This window comes from Micromonospora sp. Llam0 (genome assembly GCF_003751085.1).
GTDB lineage: Bacteria > Actinomycetota > Actinomycetes > Mycobacteriales > Micromonosporaceae > Micromonospora_E.
Window position 1 is genome coordinate 2,378,595 of the sequence record NZ_RJJY01000001.1, and the last position, 15,333, is coordinate 2,393,927.

Below are 15,333 nucleotides of genomic sequence, written 5' to 3' on the forward strand. Positions count from 1 at the left end.
ACGACCCTTGACATGCCCCTGACGTGCCTCTGGCCGGCCGTTGCGGGCCACCCCCGTCGGCCACGGTGAGCCGGGAAGGCTGCCAGCCGATCGATGTACGGCAGTGTGATTTGTGCGTCCACAGCCAACTCCACCCGGCCCACAGTGCCCGACACTTTTCTTGTCAGAGGAGTTTCGAGTAGGAAGTGATCTGCCGTGCGTACCCTCTACGACACTGGGTCGGTCCATCCTCTGGACCGCTACGAGTACTACCGAACCGAAGCGACGGCCGAGGTGGCGCCGGTGGAAATCCGTGGCCGGTCGTCGCTGTCCCTGACCGCCGCGATGCGGGTCGCCCAGGTCGGCCAATATGAGATTGAGGCGACGAGCTGGCTGTCCGACACCGAAGGCGTGGCCCTCCGGACGCAACGGCTGATCCGGGCCAGTGATCCGGAGTCCTACCGAATCTGCGTCCTCATCAGCGGGGAGCTCGGGGTCGAGCAGAACGGTAACCAGGGATGGTTACGCCCCCGTGACATCGCGCTCTACGACACGTCACGCCCCTGGGACGCCCGACACGTGCCCGGGCGTACCCCTATGAGGTTGGCCATGGTGACCTTCCCCCGGGCTCTGGTACCGGTGGCCGAGACGGCGGTACGGCCGATCGTCGGTACGACCGTACCGAGACGGATGCGGGGACGCGGGCTCGTCGCGGCGTTCCTGGTCGGAATCGCCGAGGCCGCAGATCCGTCGGCGGACCCCCACCTCGCCGACGCTCTCGGCGAATGTGTGGTCGGCATCATCCGGCAACGACTCGGCCTGCGTCCCGGGATCAGCCCCGGCACGCGCCGGATGCTGCACCGCGCCCACGTCACGGCGGTGATCCGCCGGAAACTCGCCGATCCGCATCTCGACGCGGACGGGATCGCCAGAGCCGCCAGCATCTCGCCACGCTACCTGTACAGGATCTTCGAAGACACCGGAACGACACCGATGCAAATCGTCAAGAAACTGCGGCTGACGGAATGCCACCGCAGCCTGCGCGACCCGAAACTGTCGTCGACCGCCATCAACGAGATCGTTTCCGCCCATGGCTACTCCCGTCCGGACCAGTTCGCTCGGGACTTCAAGCAGTTGTTCGGCATGTCGGCCACACAGGTACGTCAGTCGGTCCGAGACCGGTCGGCCGGGAATCGGGACCGGTCATGATGACCGGACGAGGACGGGTCGGACGCGGTGGCCGACGCCGACGCGGCCCCGGCCACCGCGCGGACGTCGGCGGCGATGGCACGGTCGGAGCCAGCCGGGCGGCCCGGCCCCTGCCGCCGGTCGAATTCCACGTCACCGTCCGGGTCGTGTTGAACCGTCGAGGAGCATGGCTGCTGCTCGGTGTGGCGATCTGCCGGCTCGCGGACGCCCCGCTCGACGCGGTGACCGCAGTGGCCGGCACCATCCAGGTGCTCCTGTCCGGTTAGCCGCCATGCCTGCCGACAGCCCGTCAGCACGGTTGTGCATGATCCACTCCCTTCGTGTACAGTCTTGCCCCGTGCGGCCCTCAGCTGCCGGCCCCACGGCGTCGACGTACCAGATGTCGTCGTACCGGATGGGGGCGGTAGAGTGGTTCGGGCAGGTCCGGGTGGCGGAATGGCAGACGCGCTAGCTTGAGGTGCTAGTGCCCGTATAGGGCGTGGGGGTTCAAGTCCCCCCTCGGACACAAGTTTTCCGCAGCTATGCGCAGGTTCACGTGTTCGTGTTCAAGCGTCTTTGAACACCTCATCTACCCTGTCTCGTCCCGATCGCTAATCACCTGCTGCGGGCGGGGGTGGTCGTGGTGACCACCTCGTTCGTGCCGCCGGTGATCCCCAAGGTGGCCTCGGGCGGTGGTGGCGGCACCGGCCCTGCGGGTCGGGCTCGAGGGCCGCTTCCCATACCGGCTTTGGCAGCCGGATACCCACGGGTGTCGGACACCGCGTACGCGTTGAGCGCGGTGGACAAGAGCGGCCGGGTCGCCGATCGCAGTATCGTCCGTGTGCTCTGCTGGATGCCGGGCACCCGGCTGGACATCCGCGAGAAGGCCGGCACCATCGTGGCCCGCCCAGCGGCTGACGCTGTGCACTTCATCGACGATCGCGGCCATCTACACCTGCCGTTGGCGGTGCGTCGGTGGTGCGGCCTGACCCCCGGGGACCGCGTGCTGCTCGCTGCCATCCGTGCCAGCGGTGTGCTGGTGGCGCATCCCCTCGCGGTGCTCGACCGGCTGCTCGCCGATGTTCACGCCGCCGTCGAGGGAGGTGAGGCGTCGTGAGTCGCAGCGTTGCCGGGCGGCCGGAGTTGGAGGCGGCCCGGCTGTTGCTGGAGCGGATGGGCATCGCCCCGTCCGACCTGTTGGAGGTACGGCCGACCCGTCCACCGGCCCCGACATTCGCCGAGTACGTGCCGGTCGTGGCCGCCGCAGTGTCGCCAGGTACCCGGCGTGCGTACGGCTCGTACTGGAACCGCGTCGTACAGGCATGGGGCGACCGGCGCATCGACGAACCTCGCCCCTCTGAAATCGAACAGCTACGCGCCCAGGTGCAGGCCAACGTGGTGGCCCGACGCAACAACCGGGGCGGCCGATCCGCCGCCGAGCACTTGGTGGCCGCGCTGCGCTGCCTGTACCGACGAGCCGTGGCGGACGGGTACCTGGATGCGGCCGACAACCCGGCGCTGAAGGTCGACAAGCCGCGCCGGCTACCCAGCACCCGACGCGCGATCGGAGACGCACGCCTGGCCCAGATCAACGAGGTGGCGGCCAGCACCGGCGATGACCCGGCTCTGGACGCTCTGCTGATCCGGCTGCACACCGAGACGGCCTGCCGCCGCGGCGGGGCGCTGGGGCTACGCCTGAAGGATCTGGACACCGATCAGTGTCTGATCTTCTTGCGGGAGAAGGGCGGCACCTCCCGCTGGCAGCCGGTCTCGCCGACGCTGACGCGACACCTGTTAGCCCACCACGCTGAGCGCGGCGACGGCGACCGGGAGGGGCCGCTGTTGCGCTACCGCGACGGTCGGGCGCTGACCTACCGGCGCTACGACTATCTGTGGGCGCGGATCGGGCAGCATCTGCGGTGGGTGCACACCCAGCAGATCAGCACCCACTGGCTACGGCACACCACCCTGACCTGGGTGGAGCGCACCTACGGTCACGCCGTGGCCAGCGCCTACGCCGGCCACACCGACGGCGGCGCCAGCGGATCGACAGCAACCTACGTGCGGGCAACACTTCACGAGGTCGCGGTGGCGTTGGCCGGCCTGACCGGTGAGGAGCACCCGCTCGCCGCGGAAGCCTAGAGATGATCACGGGTGGCCTCCCTCGCTCGCGGGCAAGGGAGGCCACCCATTTCTGCCGGGGTACAGGGCGGCATCCGAATGGCGCGGGCCGCACCCAGGGGCTGATGTCAATCCGCAGCGAATTGTGCCCTCGGCGGATGATCCTGCCTGCTCGGATCGGAGGCCAGCGGGTGCGGCTCGCCGGTCAGCGCAGCCAGGGCAGCGGCGACTTCCTGAACTTCGGCCCGTACGTAGGTCATCGTCGTACCGACGTCGTTCTTGCCGCTGTGTCCGGCGTAGGCGCGGGCCACGGCATAGCTGAAGGCGCGCTCCACCCAGGTCAGCGTGGTGTGCCGTAGCCAGTGGGTGCTGACCTGCTGCGCCACGACCCAGGGCAGGTGGGTACCGACGCGGCGCCACAGATAGTCGTAGCGCCGGTAGGTCAGCGCCCGACCATCGCGGTAGCGCAGCAGCGGTGCGTTCTGGTCGCCGTCGCCGCGCTCAGCGTGGTGGGTCAGCAGGTGCCGCGTCAGCGTCGGCGAGACCGGCTGCCAGCGGGAGGTGCCACCCTTCTCCCGCAGGTAGACCAGACAGTTGTCCGGATCGAGGTCTCGCCGTCGCAGGGCCAGCGCCCCGCCGCGGCGGCAGGCCGTCTCCATGTGCAGCCGGATCAGCAGGCCATCCAGGTGCGGGTCGTTCCCGGTCGTCGTGGCGATGTTGCTGATCGCGGCCAGCTGCGTCTCGGTCAAGGCGCGTCGGGTGCTGGCCAGCCGGCGGGGCTTGGCGACCCTGGCGGCAGGGTTGTCGGCCTGGCGGATCAGCCCGTCCATGACCGCATGCCGGTAGATGCACCGCATCGCGGCGATCAGGTGTTCGGCTGCGGTACGGCCACCACGGGCGTTGCGCCGCACGACGACGTCGCGGCGGATCTCTTCGGCCAGCCGTTTGATCTCAAGCGGCGTGGGCTCGGTGATACGGCGGGTGCCCCAGTGCTGGCAGATCCGTTGCCAGTACGAGCCGTAGACCCGGCGGGTACCGGGTGAGACAGCCTCGGCAACCTGCCACACGTATTCGTCGAACGTCGGTACCGCCACCGACGCTGCCGTCGTACCGTGCAGCAACTGCTCGGGGGTGATATCAAGCTGCTTGAGCAGGTTACGCAGGGTCTCCAGCTGCGCGGTGCGCTGATCCATCCCCCCGGTCATCGTTCATCCTCGATGTCGCGTGAATGGCGGTATGCATCGACAATGTCATCGAGCACCGCCATCGGGACCACCAGCAGTTCGCCGTGTCGCTGGTTCGCGACGACCAGCACGCGGTCTCCAGGGGCGATCCGACATCTACGGCGTACCGCCAGAGGAAGCCGTAGATAGCCGCGTGGGTTGATGCGGAGGGTACGACCGGTGCGGGCAACCACGATCGGGCCGGGCTCGGTCGTCAAATCCATTGCCTGCCCGGCGGACCACCCCATCAAGGTCACCACCGACCGGGCGGCTAACCGCCCATCGCGGTCGACCGGTGTGACCACCCCGTAGCCCCGAGCCGTGAACGTGGCATCTGCCAGCACCGGAATCGGCAGCCCTGGCGGGGTCAGCCTCTCCGCGCCAGCACCGAGTTGCCGCGGAGAGGCTTGGCGGGAACGTCCCTCGAACAGTGCGTCGTCGGCTTCAAACCGGTCGTTGGTAACAGACCCGTGGGTTGCAGCATGGTCGTTGGCGACTCGCGCTGACTCGCGCGGGTCGCTGCGGCGACCCGATGCGGGTCGCCGCACGTCGCTGTGAATACTCCGTGAGTCGCGGTGTGTCATGGCGGCCTACCGGGTGAATGCGAGCAGGTCGATGTGGCACACACGGTCGGCAGCAGCTGGGTCGTCGGCGGCGTCCGCAGCTTGACCGCTGGTCGCGTGGTACAGGAACTGGTCACCGGTGTCGCAACCGCCGACGGCGACGATCTGCAACACGTGATCAAAGCCGGCCGCCTGGGCGACGGGCAACAGCCGCGCCATGTGCTCGGCGTGACTGGCACCCGCCTGGCCCGGCTCAGCGGAGCGAACGGCGGCGATCACGCAACCGTCCAAATCGGTGATCAGCCGGCAGGCGGCAAACAGCGTGGTCGGCTTGCTCGGCCACACCGCATCGCGGGGCCAGCGCCACACCACCAGCGTTGCCGGCGACATCGACACCTCGTGGTCGCTGAGCAGCGCTGGGCTGGTGATAGCCCGGTAGGTCCGAGCAGCGGCCTCGGCCGCGATGTTCAGATGAGGGTCGCCGTCGAAGTCTGCGACAACCTCGTGCGGGTCTGTGTAGATCTCGATGAGTCGCCGGGCAAGCCGCGACGCGAAGGACGCGTCTCGTTCGCCCTCAGACGAGTCGCCGCTGCTGTCGTCGAGTCGCCACACCGCAATCGGAACCAGCGCGGCGGCGATGGCGTCGTCGCCGAACTGGGCCTCACTGTCCGGAGTGGTACTCGTCGCGTCGGGCTTTGTCTTTCGGGAGTGGTCGTCGCGCGTTGTCATGGGGCTGTGTGGCTCCCGCGCCGACTGGCCGTGTTCGCACCCTCTAAATGCCCAACAACCCAGCCCTGCGCGAGCCCGGGACCCCACCACGGACCCAACAGGCACCCAACAGCACTGCGGCTCTCCTGCACAGAGGCCACCCAACAGCACCAGTCACCACAACAGCCTGTTGGCCAACAGACGCCCAGCTAGCCCAGTACTACCCAACAGTTGCGTCCCGTTATCCAGGAGTCGGCGAGCTGAGCCATCGAGATCAGCAGCCCCTGCTGCGCTTGTTCCACCTTCACAAACGCATTCAGCCGGCGGACAGCGTCTACGCCCGCGAGCCGCGCGGCGGGATCAGTCGTCTGCGCTCGTCAGGCTGCTGCGGAACTGGACCCGGGTGGCTCCCGCAGGACACCTACTCTGTATGTTCCGCCGCTGCCCGAAGGGGTGCTGCTGGCGGGGTGAGTGTCGAGAAGCCCTCGGCTGTGCGGATCTTTCCACCCAACATCCGCCCAACAGGGCCGTGAGCTGCACTGTTGAGCTGCCGCGTCCGACGACGCCGGGTGTCGTACTTCGGCTGCCTGTGGGTGGACATGCCCCCTGAGCAGGCCCAACAGGTTTTTCGTCGCGTCCGCGTGATCGTGGACTGTTCGGTAGGCATGCGCGGATAGGGGTCTCGCACCGCCGACAGGGTGCGGTGCCCGAGCCTCTCGCAAGGGATGCCATGTCTGCTCGATCCTGGCCGTCATCGCCGCTGGCCGCGGCCGAACGCGCCTTCACCCTCCTGGTCCAGCCGCCCACGCACGTCGGATTCGACGGCCGCGGCTTCGATGGTCTGCCCGACGACATCCTGCCGTTGGAGCGGTTACGAACCTTCCTGCTGTCGCCGCAGGCCAGCGCCGAGGTGCGCGACGCCGTGTGGCGTGAACTGGTCATCCGCGCCCGCCGGGACGGCCCCGCCTGGGTCGTGGCCGCGGTAGGCATAGCTATGCCCGGCCTGCGTCACGTCGCCGGGCTACTCGCCGCGGGATGGCGCGGCGACACCAGCGACCTGGACGCCGAACTGCTGGTCGGCTTCGTCGCGCGGCTCAAGACCATCGATTTGGAGCCGGCTCGGATCTGCGGCCGACTGATCGATGCCGGTTTGCGTGCCGCCCGCAAGGCCCGGGACGCCGACTCCGACGCTCAGCTGATCCATATCGACGCGACCGGGCCGATCGCGCCGATCCACCCATGGGACCACCCGGACCTGGTGCTGGCCCGCGCCGTCGCGGCCGGGGTGCTCGACGCCGACGAGGCGAAACTCATCGCCGCCACCCGCCTCGAAAACGCCACCCTCGCCCAGGCTGCGGCGGCGCTGGGCATCAGCTCCAGCTTGGCCTCCTCCTGGCGGTTGAAGGCCGAGCGCCGGCTCCTGGAGGCGATCCGCGAGGGCGACCTCGCGTTCGTACCGCTGCGGCCCCGGCGCCCCCGCCGCCGCTGCGGCGCGACCCAACAACGGGTCGCCGCGACCCAGCAGCACGTCGCAGGCACCCAACAGGGAATCGATGACTCGGACGCGCACCAACAGCGACCGGGTGTTGGGTCGCTGTTGGGTTCGGCTGCGGCGGCGGACGTCGTGTTGGCCGCCCAACGGCAGGCCTTCGTGGGCAAGGCATCGGACCGAGAAGCGGCCGGTGTCGGCGCCCCGGGGATCGGGGCGCGGCCGGCCTGAGTGGCTGTGTTCGCACCCGATCACCCACGGCTGGAAGGAGCGACGCTCCCACGGCTCTGCCCCGGTTCCCGGTGGCGCACCTCACCCATTTCGAGCCCCGTACGCGGGGCGGGAGGTGCCTACCATGTTCCGCCGCAACCTTTACCGCATTGCCGCTGTCACGGTCGTGTTCCTGGCGACCGTGGCCGGCTCGGCCCCGGCGTACGCGGCCGACCCAGAGAACCGGGCGCCGTATTCGCTGCCCGTGATCATCACGAACATCACGAACTGGATCATCGGGATCCTGGTCGGCGTCGCCACCCTGTTCCTCACCATCGGCGGTCTGCGCCGTCTGGCCGCGGGTGGCGACCCGACCGAGATCGAGAAGTCCAACTCCGCGTTCAAGAACGCTCTCCTCGGCTACGCGTTGGCGGTCCTCGCGCCGATCCTGCTCGCGATCGTGCGCAGCTGGATCGGCGGCTGAGATGGGCGACTGGCTCGCCGATCAGCTCATCGGCCCCATCCTCACCTGGTTCGCCGAGACCGTGATCGGCGTACTGAATGCTCTGTGGGACCTGCTGCGGGTCACCGCGTTCGTCAGCCCCGACGTGACCGCACTGCCGCAGGTCACCGCGTTCGCCAGCACCTCGTTGGGCATCGTGAACGTCTGCTACGTGCTGGCGTTTTTGTGGACGGCGATCCTGGTGATGGGCCGCGACACCGTTCAATCGCAGGTCGGGCCAGGTGAGCTGATCCCTCGCCTGGTCATCGGCCTGATCGCCGCGAACTTCGCCATCCCGCTGTCGTCCACGATCATCGGGCTGGCCAACGCGTTGACCGCCGCGTTGACCAGCCAGGACATCACCGCGTCCGGGTCGATGGAACATCTGCGGAGCACCACGGTCGGCGCGTTGAACGGCCAGGTCGGCGCCAGCCCGGTGAGCTTCCTGCTGCTGTTCATCGGTCTGCTGATCGCGGTGTTCGCCGGGATCCTCCTCGTGCAGTGGATCATTCGCATCGGAGTGCTCGTCGTCGCTGTCGGCATCGCGCCGATCGCGCTGGCGCTGCACGGGACCCCGCAGACCGAAGGTGCCGCCAAGCTGTGGTGGCGCACGATCCTCGGCACGCTCGGCACGGTGGTTCTGCAGGCGGTCGCCCTGCACACCACGCTGACGGTCTTCCTCGCTCCCGACAGCAATCTGCAGGTGCTCGGGCTGCCGATACCCGGTGGTGACCCCGCCGCGATCATGAACCTGCTGATTGTGGTGTGCCTGCTGTTCGGCGTGGTCAAGATCCCCGGACTGATGAGTCGCTACATCACCCGGACCCCGTCGAATCCGGTGGGCACGGTCCTGCGCGTCGTACTCGTACAGCAGGTGACCCGCGGGATCTCACGTGTGTTCAATGCCGGCAAGGGTGCTATGACGGCCACCGGCCGCAGCAGCGGCGGTGCCGGCGGTGCCGCCGCTGCCAGCGGGCCGTGGCCGGTGAGTTCGGGCGGCGGAGGCCAGGTGCGTTCTCGTCCCGCCGCGTCGTCTCCGGGGCCCCTTGCTGCCGGTTCCGCGCCCCGACCCTCGCCGCGGCCGACGGGTGCAGGGCCCGGCCGCGCCGGCGCCGCTTCCCCGACCGGCCGCGCCGTACGCCCCTACACCCGCGACGAGATCGCCGGCGGCGTCGACCTCTATACCCGCACCGTGCGGAAGCGGGCCGCACCAGCTGTTCCTGCCTCGGCACGGCCGCAGGCCGTCGCGGAACCGACGCGGTCGGAGCCCTCACCGGTCTCCCCCAGGGTCACCCCGGCGACCGCGATGCCTCGTACCCGGCCCGTGCGCCAGCCGGTCACCGGCAAAGGAAGCCGCCCCGTCCACACCCGCTGACCTGCGCCCCTCGCCCCGCCACGCAAGAACCTCCCATGCCACGACGCGGACGTCTCTCGCCCACGCCGTGCACGGGAATCACCTACCGAACCTGTCTGAAAAGGGAAACATGATGGAGACGCCACAGCACACCGCTGACGCGGCGATGACCGACCCGACTACGTCCCGCCTCCCGGCCGGCAGCGCCGACATTGTCGCGTTCGCCTGGCCGACGAACCGTCCCGTCTACGCCTACACGCCGGAGGAGATCGCCGAAGGTGTGGACCTCTACACCCAGGCGATGAAGGCCCGTGCCAGGGGCGCGCGGGCTGCCGGGGGCGACGATGCGTCCGAGTGATGACGTCACCCCGACCGCCCGCATTCCCACCGACGTCGACACCCCAGACAAGATCGTCTATGGACTGACCGCCCGGCAGTTGGCCATCCTGGCCGTGGCCGGGGTGATCGGCTACGGCATCTTCCGCGCCGTGGGTGACCTGCTGCCGCAGCCGGTCCTGTTCGCGATCCTCACCCCCCTCGCAGGGGCTGCGGTGGTACTGGCCTTGGGACGCCGCGACGGACTGTCCATGGACGCCTGGCTGTTCGCCGCGGTGCGGCATACCCGCAGTCCCAAACGGTCAGCCCCCGCTGCGACTGGCCGACCCGTCGCGGCGCCGGCCTGGGCGCCGGACACCGCCGCGCCCACCACGGCGGTGCCGGTGCTGCGGCTGCCGGCCACCGCGGTCAGCCACACCGGTGTCATCGACGCCGGCTCGCACGCGGTGGCGCTGGTGGCCTGCACCACCGTGAACATCGGGCTGCGCACCGGCGACGAGCAGGCCGCGCTGATCGGAAGCTACGGACGGTGGCTCAACTCGCTGGCCGGGCCGGTGCAGATCGTGATCTCCGCGCAGCGGGTCGATCTGTCCAGCCACGCCCAACGCATCGCCGACAACGCCGAGACCATCGGCAACGACGCGTTGGCCGACGCCGCCCGGGACTACGCCGACTTCCTCTTCGAGGTCGCGGCAGGGCGGGACCCGCTGTGGCGCACGGTCACCATCGCCGTCACCGCAGCCGGCGACACCGGCCGCGACACCGAGGTCCTGCGCCGCGCCGAACACGCGGCGTCCGCGCTGTCCGCGCTCGGCGCGCAGACCGCCGTCCTCGACGGAGGCCGGACCGCCGCCGTGTTGACCTGCGCCACCGACCCCTACAGCCCGGCCGACGTCACCTGGGCCCGTGCCCTGCCCGACGAGGCCATCACCGGACCAGGAGACTGACATGCCCCTGCGGAAGCGAAAGCCCACCACCGGTGTGAGCCCGGCCGACGCGGCCGGCCTCGCGGCCGTCGTCGGCCCGGCCGCGATCGAACACACCCCCCGCTGGCTGCGCGTCGGCGACGGATACGCGGCAACGCTGATCGTCACCGGCTACCCCGCGGCGGTCGGACCCGCCTGGTTGGACCCGCTGCTGGCCTGGCCCGGCCGACTCGACGTCGTCGTCTACATCGACCCCCTCCCCCCACCGATCGCCGCCGCCCGGCTCCGCAAGCAGCGGGCCCGGCTGGAGTCCAACCGACGCACCGACACCGAGAAAGGCCGCCTGATCGATCCGATCACCGAGGCCGCCGCCGACGACGCCGCGGACCTGGCCGACCGGATCGCCCGCGGTCACAGCAAACTCTTCCGCGTCGGCCTGTACCTGTGCGTGCACGCCACCAGCCTCGACGAGCTCGACGACGCGGTCGCGCACGTACGGGCCACCGCCGCCTCGGTCCTGTTGGACACCCAGCCGGCGACGTGGCGACAACTGCAAGGCTGGACCAGCACCCTTCCCCTCGCGACTGACGGGATCGGCATGCGGCGGGTGATGGACACCGACGCCATCGCGACCGCGTTCCCCCTCGCCTCGGCCGACCTGCCCGCGCCGCTACCGGGTGAACCCGGCGCCACCGGCGGCATGCTCTACGGCCTCAACCCCGACTCCAACGGCGTCGTGTGGTGGGACCGGTGGGCACAACACAACGCCAACAGCGTCGTGTTGGCGCGATCCGGGGCAGGCAAAAGCTACTTCGTCAAACTCGAAGTGCTCCGCTCCCTCGCCGACGGCGTGCACGTCGCGGTGATCGACCCCGACAACGAGTACATCCGCCTCGCCGAAGCGGTCGGCGGCGTCACCATCACCCTCGGCGCCGGCGGCGTACGCATCAACCCCCTGGACATCCCGCCCAGCGACCGCCGCCCGCAGGCACGCACCTACCGGGCGTTGTTCCTCCACACGCTGATCTCGGTCCTACTCGGGCAGCAGCCGCCGCCGTCGGAACGGGCCGCGTTAGACAAGGCCATCAACGACGCCTACGACGCCGCGGGAATATCCAACGACCCCGACACCTGGCGCCGGCAGGCGCCCCTGCTGCGCGACGTCGCCGCAGCCCTCACCGCCCAGAGCACCGACGCCGCCGACACCCTCGCCGCCAGATTGACGCCATGGACCACCGGATCGTTCCGGGACCTCTTCGACGGTCCGACCACCACAGTGCCCAGCGGGCAGTTGGTGTGCTGGTCGACACGCCAACTCGCGGACGAGCTACGCGCCCCCGGCATGCTCCTCGCCCTCGACGCGATCTGGCGCGAGGTAGACACCCCGGCGATCCGATCGGCGCACACCCCGCGGCGGCTGGTCGTCGTCGACGAAGCCTGGACACTGCTACGCGACGGCGAGGGCGCCAAGTTCCTCTCCCGGCTGGCGAAGTCCGCACGCAAGCGGCGGGCCGGGTTGGCGGTCATCACCCAGGACGTCGGTGACCTGCTCGGCTCCGACCTCGGACAGGTCGTCATCGCCAACGCCGCCACCCAGGTGCTGCTCCGCCAAGCGCCGCAGGCGATCGACATCGTCGCCGACGTGTTCGGCCTGACCGGCGGTGAGGCACGGATGCTCCTCGCCGCCCGCCGCGGCGAGGGCCTCCTCATGTCCGGCTCCCACCGAGTGGGCTTCCAGGCCGTGGCCTCCAGACAGGAACACCGGCTGTGTATCGGAGACCTGGAGTTGCCCGACGACGAATGAACCCGGCAACGAAACGATACGGCCGGAACCGGCCGTGACCTGAGCAGACACTCCGAAGGGCCGTGGGCCGCCAGTCATGGCGGGTCCACGGCCCTCTTTTTCGTCCTGCAGAGAGGACACATTCGTGAACAGCCCCATCTCCGCCCGGCGTTTCCCCGCTTTCGACCTCACACCAACGCCAGATCCCACCACCCCCTCGGTGCCGTCGGCCCCGCCGCTGCCGGGACCATCGCAGTGGCTTGTCGACACCGTCGACACCGCCATCACCTGGGGCATGGACCGGCCTTGGCTGGCGCTCGTCGCCGTGTCCCTCATCGCTGCCGGCTACGCCGCGCATCTGGTCGTGACCGACCGGCGGCACCGCCGGATGACCCGGCACGCGCAGCTGATCACCGTGAAACCACCGCCGGAGGTCGACCACGCCGGTACCGCGACGTTCTGGACCACCCTCGCGGAGATCCTGCACCCGGGCCGACGGCGCAGACTCCGCGACGGCCGTGCGCACATCGCTGTCGAATACCGGTGGAGCGGCCGTGAGCTGACCATCGCGGTCTGGGTGCCGCGCACCATCCAGACCGGGCCCATCCAGGCGGCGATCCGCGGCGCATGGCCCGGCGCGGCCTGCACCGTCACCGACGCCGGTCCACCGCTCCCGCTGGACGCCGTCGACGTCGGCGGCGCCCTGGCACCGACCCTGCCCGCCTGGTACCCGCTGGAGACCGACCACGACAACGACCCGATGCGCACCCTGATCGTCGCGGCGTCCGGACTGCACCCCGCCGAGTCGGCGTGCGTGCAGGTCCTCGCCCGCCCCGCCACCACCCGGCAGATCCGGCGACTACGCCGCGGCGTGCAGGGCCTACGCACCGGCCGGCCACCGCGCGACCTGATCGACCCCGCCACCTGGCTACGCGTCGCCCTCGACCTGGGGTTGGAACTGTTCAGCCCGACCCGGCGCACCCGTCCTACGGGACGGCAGAGCCCGGTCCCTGGCGCCGACCCGCGACGGGAACGCGACGCCCGCGCGGGCATCGACAAGCTCGCCGGTACCCAGTGGGAAGTGGCCCTACGCTTCGGCGTCGCACACACCAACCCCCGCGGCAGCGATCCCGACGACCTCACACCGCGGCTGGTCACCCTTGCCCACGGCATCGCCTCGGCCTTTGGAGCGTGGACCGGCCGTAACCGGCTCCGCCGGCTCCGCACCGCCCATCCCGCCCGTGTCCTCGACGCCCGGGTGCTGCGACGCGGATTCCTGCTGTCCACCGCTGAACTCGCGGCCATCGCCGCGCTACCCCAGGACATCGCCGTGCCTGGTCTGGACCGGGCTCGCGCCAAGCCGATGCCCGCGCCTGTCGCCGTCGCCTCCGGCGGCCGAGGAACGAAGGTGCTCGGCAAGGCGGACGTCGGTAGCCACTCCGTCGCACTCAACGTCGTCGATGCCCGGCAGCACCTCCACGTCCTCGGTTCCACCGGCTCCGGCAAGAGCACCCTGCTGCTGAACATGATCCTCGACGACATCCACGCCCGGCGCGGCACGATCGTCATCGACCCCAAAGGCGACCTGATCCTCGACCTGCTCGACCGCATCCCGGTCCGTCACGCGAAACGACTCGTGATCATCGACCCGGATCAGCCCGCCGGCACCACCCTCAACCCGTTGCAGGGCGACGACCCGGACCTGGTCGTGGACAACATCGTGAGCATCTTCGGGAAGATCTTCGCCAAGCACTGGGGTCCCCGCATGGATGACGTGCTGCGAGTCGCGTGCCTGACCCTGCTGCGCAAGGCCAACGCCACACTGACCCTGATCCCGTCACTGTTGCAGGATCGGCAGTTCCGCAACGCCTTCACCGCCGATCTCGACGACCCGGAAGGACTACGCGGCTTCTGGCAGTGGTACGAGACCGCACCGGCCCCACTGCGGTCGCAAGTCATCGCCCCGCTGCTATCCCGGCTGCGTAACGTGCTGCTGCGCGAGTTCCCCCGCCGCACGTTCGGGGCCCCGTACAGCTCGTTCGACATGCGCCGCATCCTCGACGGCGGCATCCTGCTCGCCCGCCTACCCAAGGGGCAGATCGGAGAGGAAACCGCCCGGCTGACAGGCTCGTTCATCCTCGCCTCCGCGTGGCAGGCCGCCACCGGGCGGGCACGGCTACCCGAGCCGCAACGTCGGGACGCGTTCGCGTACATCGACGAAGCGCACAACTTTCTCACCCTGCCCGGCAGCATCGGAGACATGCTCGCCGAGGCCCGCGGCTACCACTTCGGGCTCACCCTGGCCCACCAGAACCTCTCCCAGATGCCCAGGGAGACGCAGCAGGCGATCTCTGCCAACGCGAGAAACAAGGTCTTCTTCAGCTGCGCCCCCGAGGACGCCCACCAGCTGGCCCGACACACCATGCCCGAACTCGACGAACACGACCTGTCCCACCTGGACGCCTACCGGGCCGGATGCCGGGTGGTCGTCAACAGCCGCGAAACCGCCGCCTTCACCCTACGGACCAACCCACCCCGGCCGCTGGTCGGCGAGGCGACCGCGGTCCGGCAAGCCGCCGCAGCCGCAGCGACGAGACCGAAATCCGGCGAGAACACGTCGGCCATCGCCCAACTCGCCGGCGTCGCCGACCCACCACCAGATGGCAACGAGGCCGACCCGGCGAACCCAACAACCACCCAACAAGACGTCAGGTAGCCCAACAGATACGCAGCGCGTCGGCTGCGTAACTCCGGTCGGCCGGAGCAATCCATACCGGCGGGCCGGACAGCCGACGCGATGACTGGCGGTCCTTTAGCGACAAGGTCCCTCAGCAGCCACGGGGGGAGCCACTGAGGGACACCCGGAGCGTACGCCCTGTCACCAGCAGTGGCCAGACCGGAGCACACCCCGCCGACGAACCCGTCCGGCGTCTGCCGTCCCCGCCAAGACC

Annotated in this window: 14 protein-coding genes and 1 tRNA gene; 12 read left to right on the forward strand and 3 right to left on the reverse strand. The window is 69.7% G+C overall.

What is annotated here, in order from left to right:
* The first annotated feature begins 195 nt into the window (after nucleotides 1-195).
* The 5 genes from EDC02_RS10635 to EDC02_RS10655 all read left to right on the forward strand — a co-directional run bounded on the left by EDC02_RS10635 (nucleotide 196) and on the right by EDC02_RS10655 (nucleotide 3,309).
* Complete coding sequence (locus EDC02_RS10635) at nucleotides 196-1,188, forward strand: helix-turn-helix domain-containing protein (RefSeq protein WP_123601799.1); 993 nt, start codon at nucleotides 196-198, stop codon at nucleotides 1,186-1,188.
* A complete protein-coding gene (locus EDC02_RS10640; protein WP_148083394.1) occupies nucleotides 1,185-1,454 on the forward strand; it encodes a hypothetical protein in 270 nt (89 codons plus the stop codon). Before EDC02_RS10635 ends, EDC02_RS10640 begins: the two co-directional genes overlap by 4 nt.
* 155 nt (nucleotides 1,455-1,609) lie before the next feature.
* Nucleotides 1,610-1,693: transfer RNA gene (locus EDC02_RS10645), tRNA-Leu, on the forward strand.
* 222 nt (nucleotides 1,694-1,915) lie between these two features.
* Nucleotides 1,916-2,284, forward strand: coding sequence for an AbrB/MazE/SpoVT family DNA-binding domain-containing protein (locus tag EDC02_RS10650; RefSeq protein ID WP_199757579.1), 369 nt, complete (start codon nucleotides 1,916-1,918; stop codon nucleotides 2,282-2,284).
* Nucleotides 2,281-3,309, forward strand: a complete 1,029-nt coding sequence (locus EDC02_RS10655; RefSeq protein WP_233605852.1) for a site-specific integrase — start codon at nucleotides 2,281-2,283, stop codon at nucleotides 3,307-3,309. Before EDC02_RS10650 ends, EDC02_RS10655 begins: the two co-directional genes overlap by 4 nt.
* Before the next feature lie 107 nt (nucleotides 3,310-3,416).
* On the opposite strand, the gene EDC02_RS10660 is transcribed toward EDC02_RS10655, so the two are convergent.
* From EDC02_RS10660 to EDC02_RS10670, 3 genes are read right to left on the reverse strand one after another with little or no spacing between them, the layout of a single operon-like run.
* The gene (locus tag EDC02_RS10660; RefSeq protein ID WP_233605853.1) at nucleotides 3,417-4,493 is read right to left on the reverse strand and encodes a site-specific integrase; all 1,077 of its coding nucleotides are present in this window, start codon (nucleotides 4,491-4,493) and stop codon (nucleotides 3,417-3,419) included.
* A complete protein-coding gene (locus EDC02_RS39495; RefSeq protein WP_148083395.1) occupies nucleotides 4,490-5,059 on the reverse strand; it encodes a hypothetical protein in 570 nt (189 codons plus the stop codon). The genes EDC02_RS10660 and EDC02_RS39495 overlap by 4 nt, the downstream gene beginning before the upstream one ends.
* 42 nt (nucleotides 5,060-5,101) lie before the next feature.
* Nucleotides 5,102-5,803 (reverse strand): hypothetical protein, encoded by a 702-nt coding sequence (locus EDC02_RS10670; protein ID WP_123601803.1) that lies wholly within the window; start codon nucleotides 5,801-5,803, stop codon nucleotides 5,102-5,104.
* A 709-nt stretch (nucleotides 5,804-6,512) separates the two neighbouring features.
* Between EDC02_RS10670 and EDC02_RS10675 the strand changes: the two genes are divergently transcribed.
* The 7 genes from EDC02_RS10675 (at nucleotide 6,513) to EDC02_RS10705 (ending at nucleotide 15,098) form a co-directional block, all read left to right on the forward strand.
* On the forward strand, nucleotides 6,513-7,502 hold the full coding sequence (locus EDC02_RS10675) for a hypothetical protein (protein ID WP_123601804.1): 990 nt from the start codon (nucleotides 6,513-6,515) through the stop codon (nucleotides 7,500-7,502).
* A 124-nt stretch (nucleotides 7,503-7,626) separates the two neighbouring features.
* Nucleotides 7,627-7,965, forward strand: coding sequence for a pilin (locus tag EDC02_RS10680; RefSeq protein ID WP_123601805.1), 339 nt, complete (start codon nucleotides 7,627-7,629; stop codon nucleotides 7,963-7,965).
* 1 nt (nucleotide 7,966) lies between these two features.
* Entirely contained in the window at nucleotides 7,967-9,358 is a 1,392-nt protein-coding gene (locus tag EDC02_RS10685) for a hypothetical protein (RefSeq protein ID WP_123601806.1), read from the forward strand.
* A gap of 112 nt (nucleotides 9,359-9,470) precedes the next feature.
* On the forward strand, nucleotides 9,471-9,695 hold the full coding sequence (locus EDC02_RS10690) for a hypothetical protein (RefSeq protein ID WP_148083396.1): 225 nt from the start codon (nucleotides 9,471-9,473) through the stop codon (nucleotides 9,693-9,695).
* Nucleotides 9,682-10,620, forward strand: a complete 939-nt coding sequence (locus EDC02_RS10695) for a PrgI family protein (protein WP_123601808.1) — start codon at nucleotides 9,682-9,684, stop codon at nucleotides 10,618-10,620. Before EDC02_RS10690 ends, EDC02_RS10695 begins: the two co-directional genes overlap by 14 nt.
* A gap of 1 nt (nucleotide 10,621) precedes the next feature.
* The gene (locus EDC02_RS10700; protein WP_123601809.1) at nucleotides 10,622-12,403 is read left to right on the forward strand and encodes a VirB4 family type IV secretion system protein; all 1,782 of its coding nucleotides are present in this window, start codon (nucleotides 10,622-10,624) and stop codon (nucleotides 12,401-12,403) included.
* A gap of 274 nt (nucleotides 12,404-12,677) precedes the next feature.
* Nucleotides 12,678-15,098, forward strand: a complete 2,421-nt coding sequence (locus tag EDC02_RS10705; protein WP_123604699.1) for a helicase HerA domain-containing protein — start codon at nucleotides 12,678-12,680, stop codon at nucleotides 15,096-15,098.
* The last annotated feature ends 235 nt before the right edge of the window (nucleotides 15,099-15,333 follow it).

Coding starts and splice junctions, on each gene's coding strand:
- EDC02_RS10640 (WP_148083394.1), top strand. CDS start 1,185: ATGATGACCGGACGAGGACGGGTCGGACGCGGTGGCCGACGCCGACGC.
- EDC02_RS10660 (WP_233605853.1), bottom strand. CDS start 4,493: ATGACCGGGGGGATGGATCAGCGCACCGCGCAGCTGGAGACCCTGCGT.
- EDC02_RS10670 (WP_123601803.1), bottom strand. CDS start 5,803: ATGACAACGCGCGACGACCACTCCCGAAAGACAAAGCCCGACGCGACG.
- EDC02_RS10675 (WP_123601804.1), top strand. CDS start 6,513: ATGTCTGCTCGATCCTGGCCGTCATCGCCGCTGGCCGCGGCCGAACGC.
- EDC02_RS10680 (WP_123601805.1), top strand. CDS start 7,627: ATGTTCCGCCGCAACCTTTACCGCATTGCCGCTGTCACGGTCGTGTTC.
- EDC02_RS10685 (WP_123601806.1), top strand. CDS start 7,967: ATGGGCGACTGGCTCGCCGATCAGCTCATCGGCCCCATCCTCACCTGG.
- EDC02_RS10690 (WP_148083396.1), top strand. CDS start 9,471: ATGGAGACGCCACAGCACACCGCTGACGCGGCGATGACCGACCCGACT.
- EDC02_RS10695 (WP_123601808.1), top strand. CDS start 9,682: ATGCGTCCGAGTGATGACGTCACCCCGACCGCCCGCATTCCCACCGAC.
- EDC02_RS10700 (WP_123601809.1), top strand. CDS start 10,622: ATGCCCCTGCGGAAGCGAAAGCCCACCACCGGTGTGAGCCCGGCCGAC.
- EDC02_RS10705 (WP_123604699.1), top strand. CDS start 12,678: ATGGACCGGCCTTGGCTGGCGCTCGTCGCCGTGTCCCTCATCGCTGCC.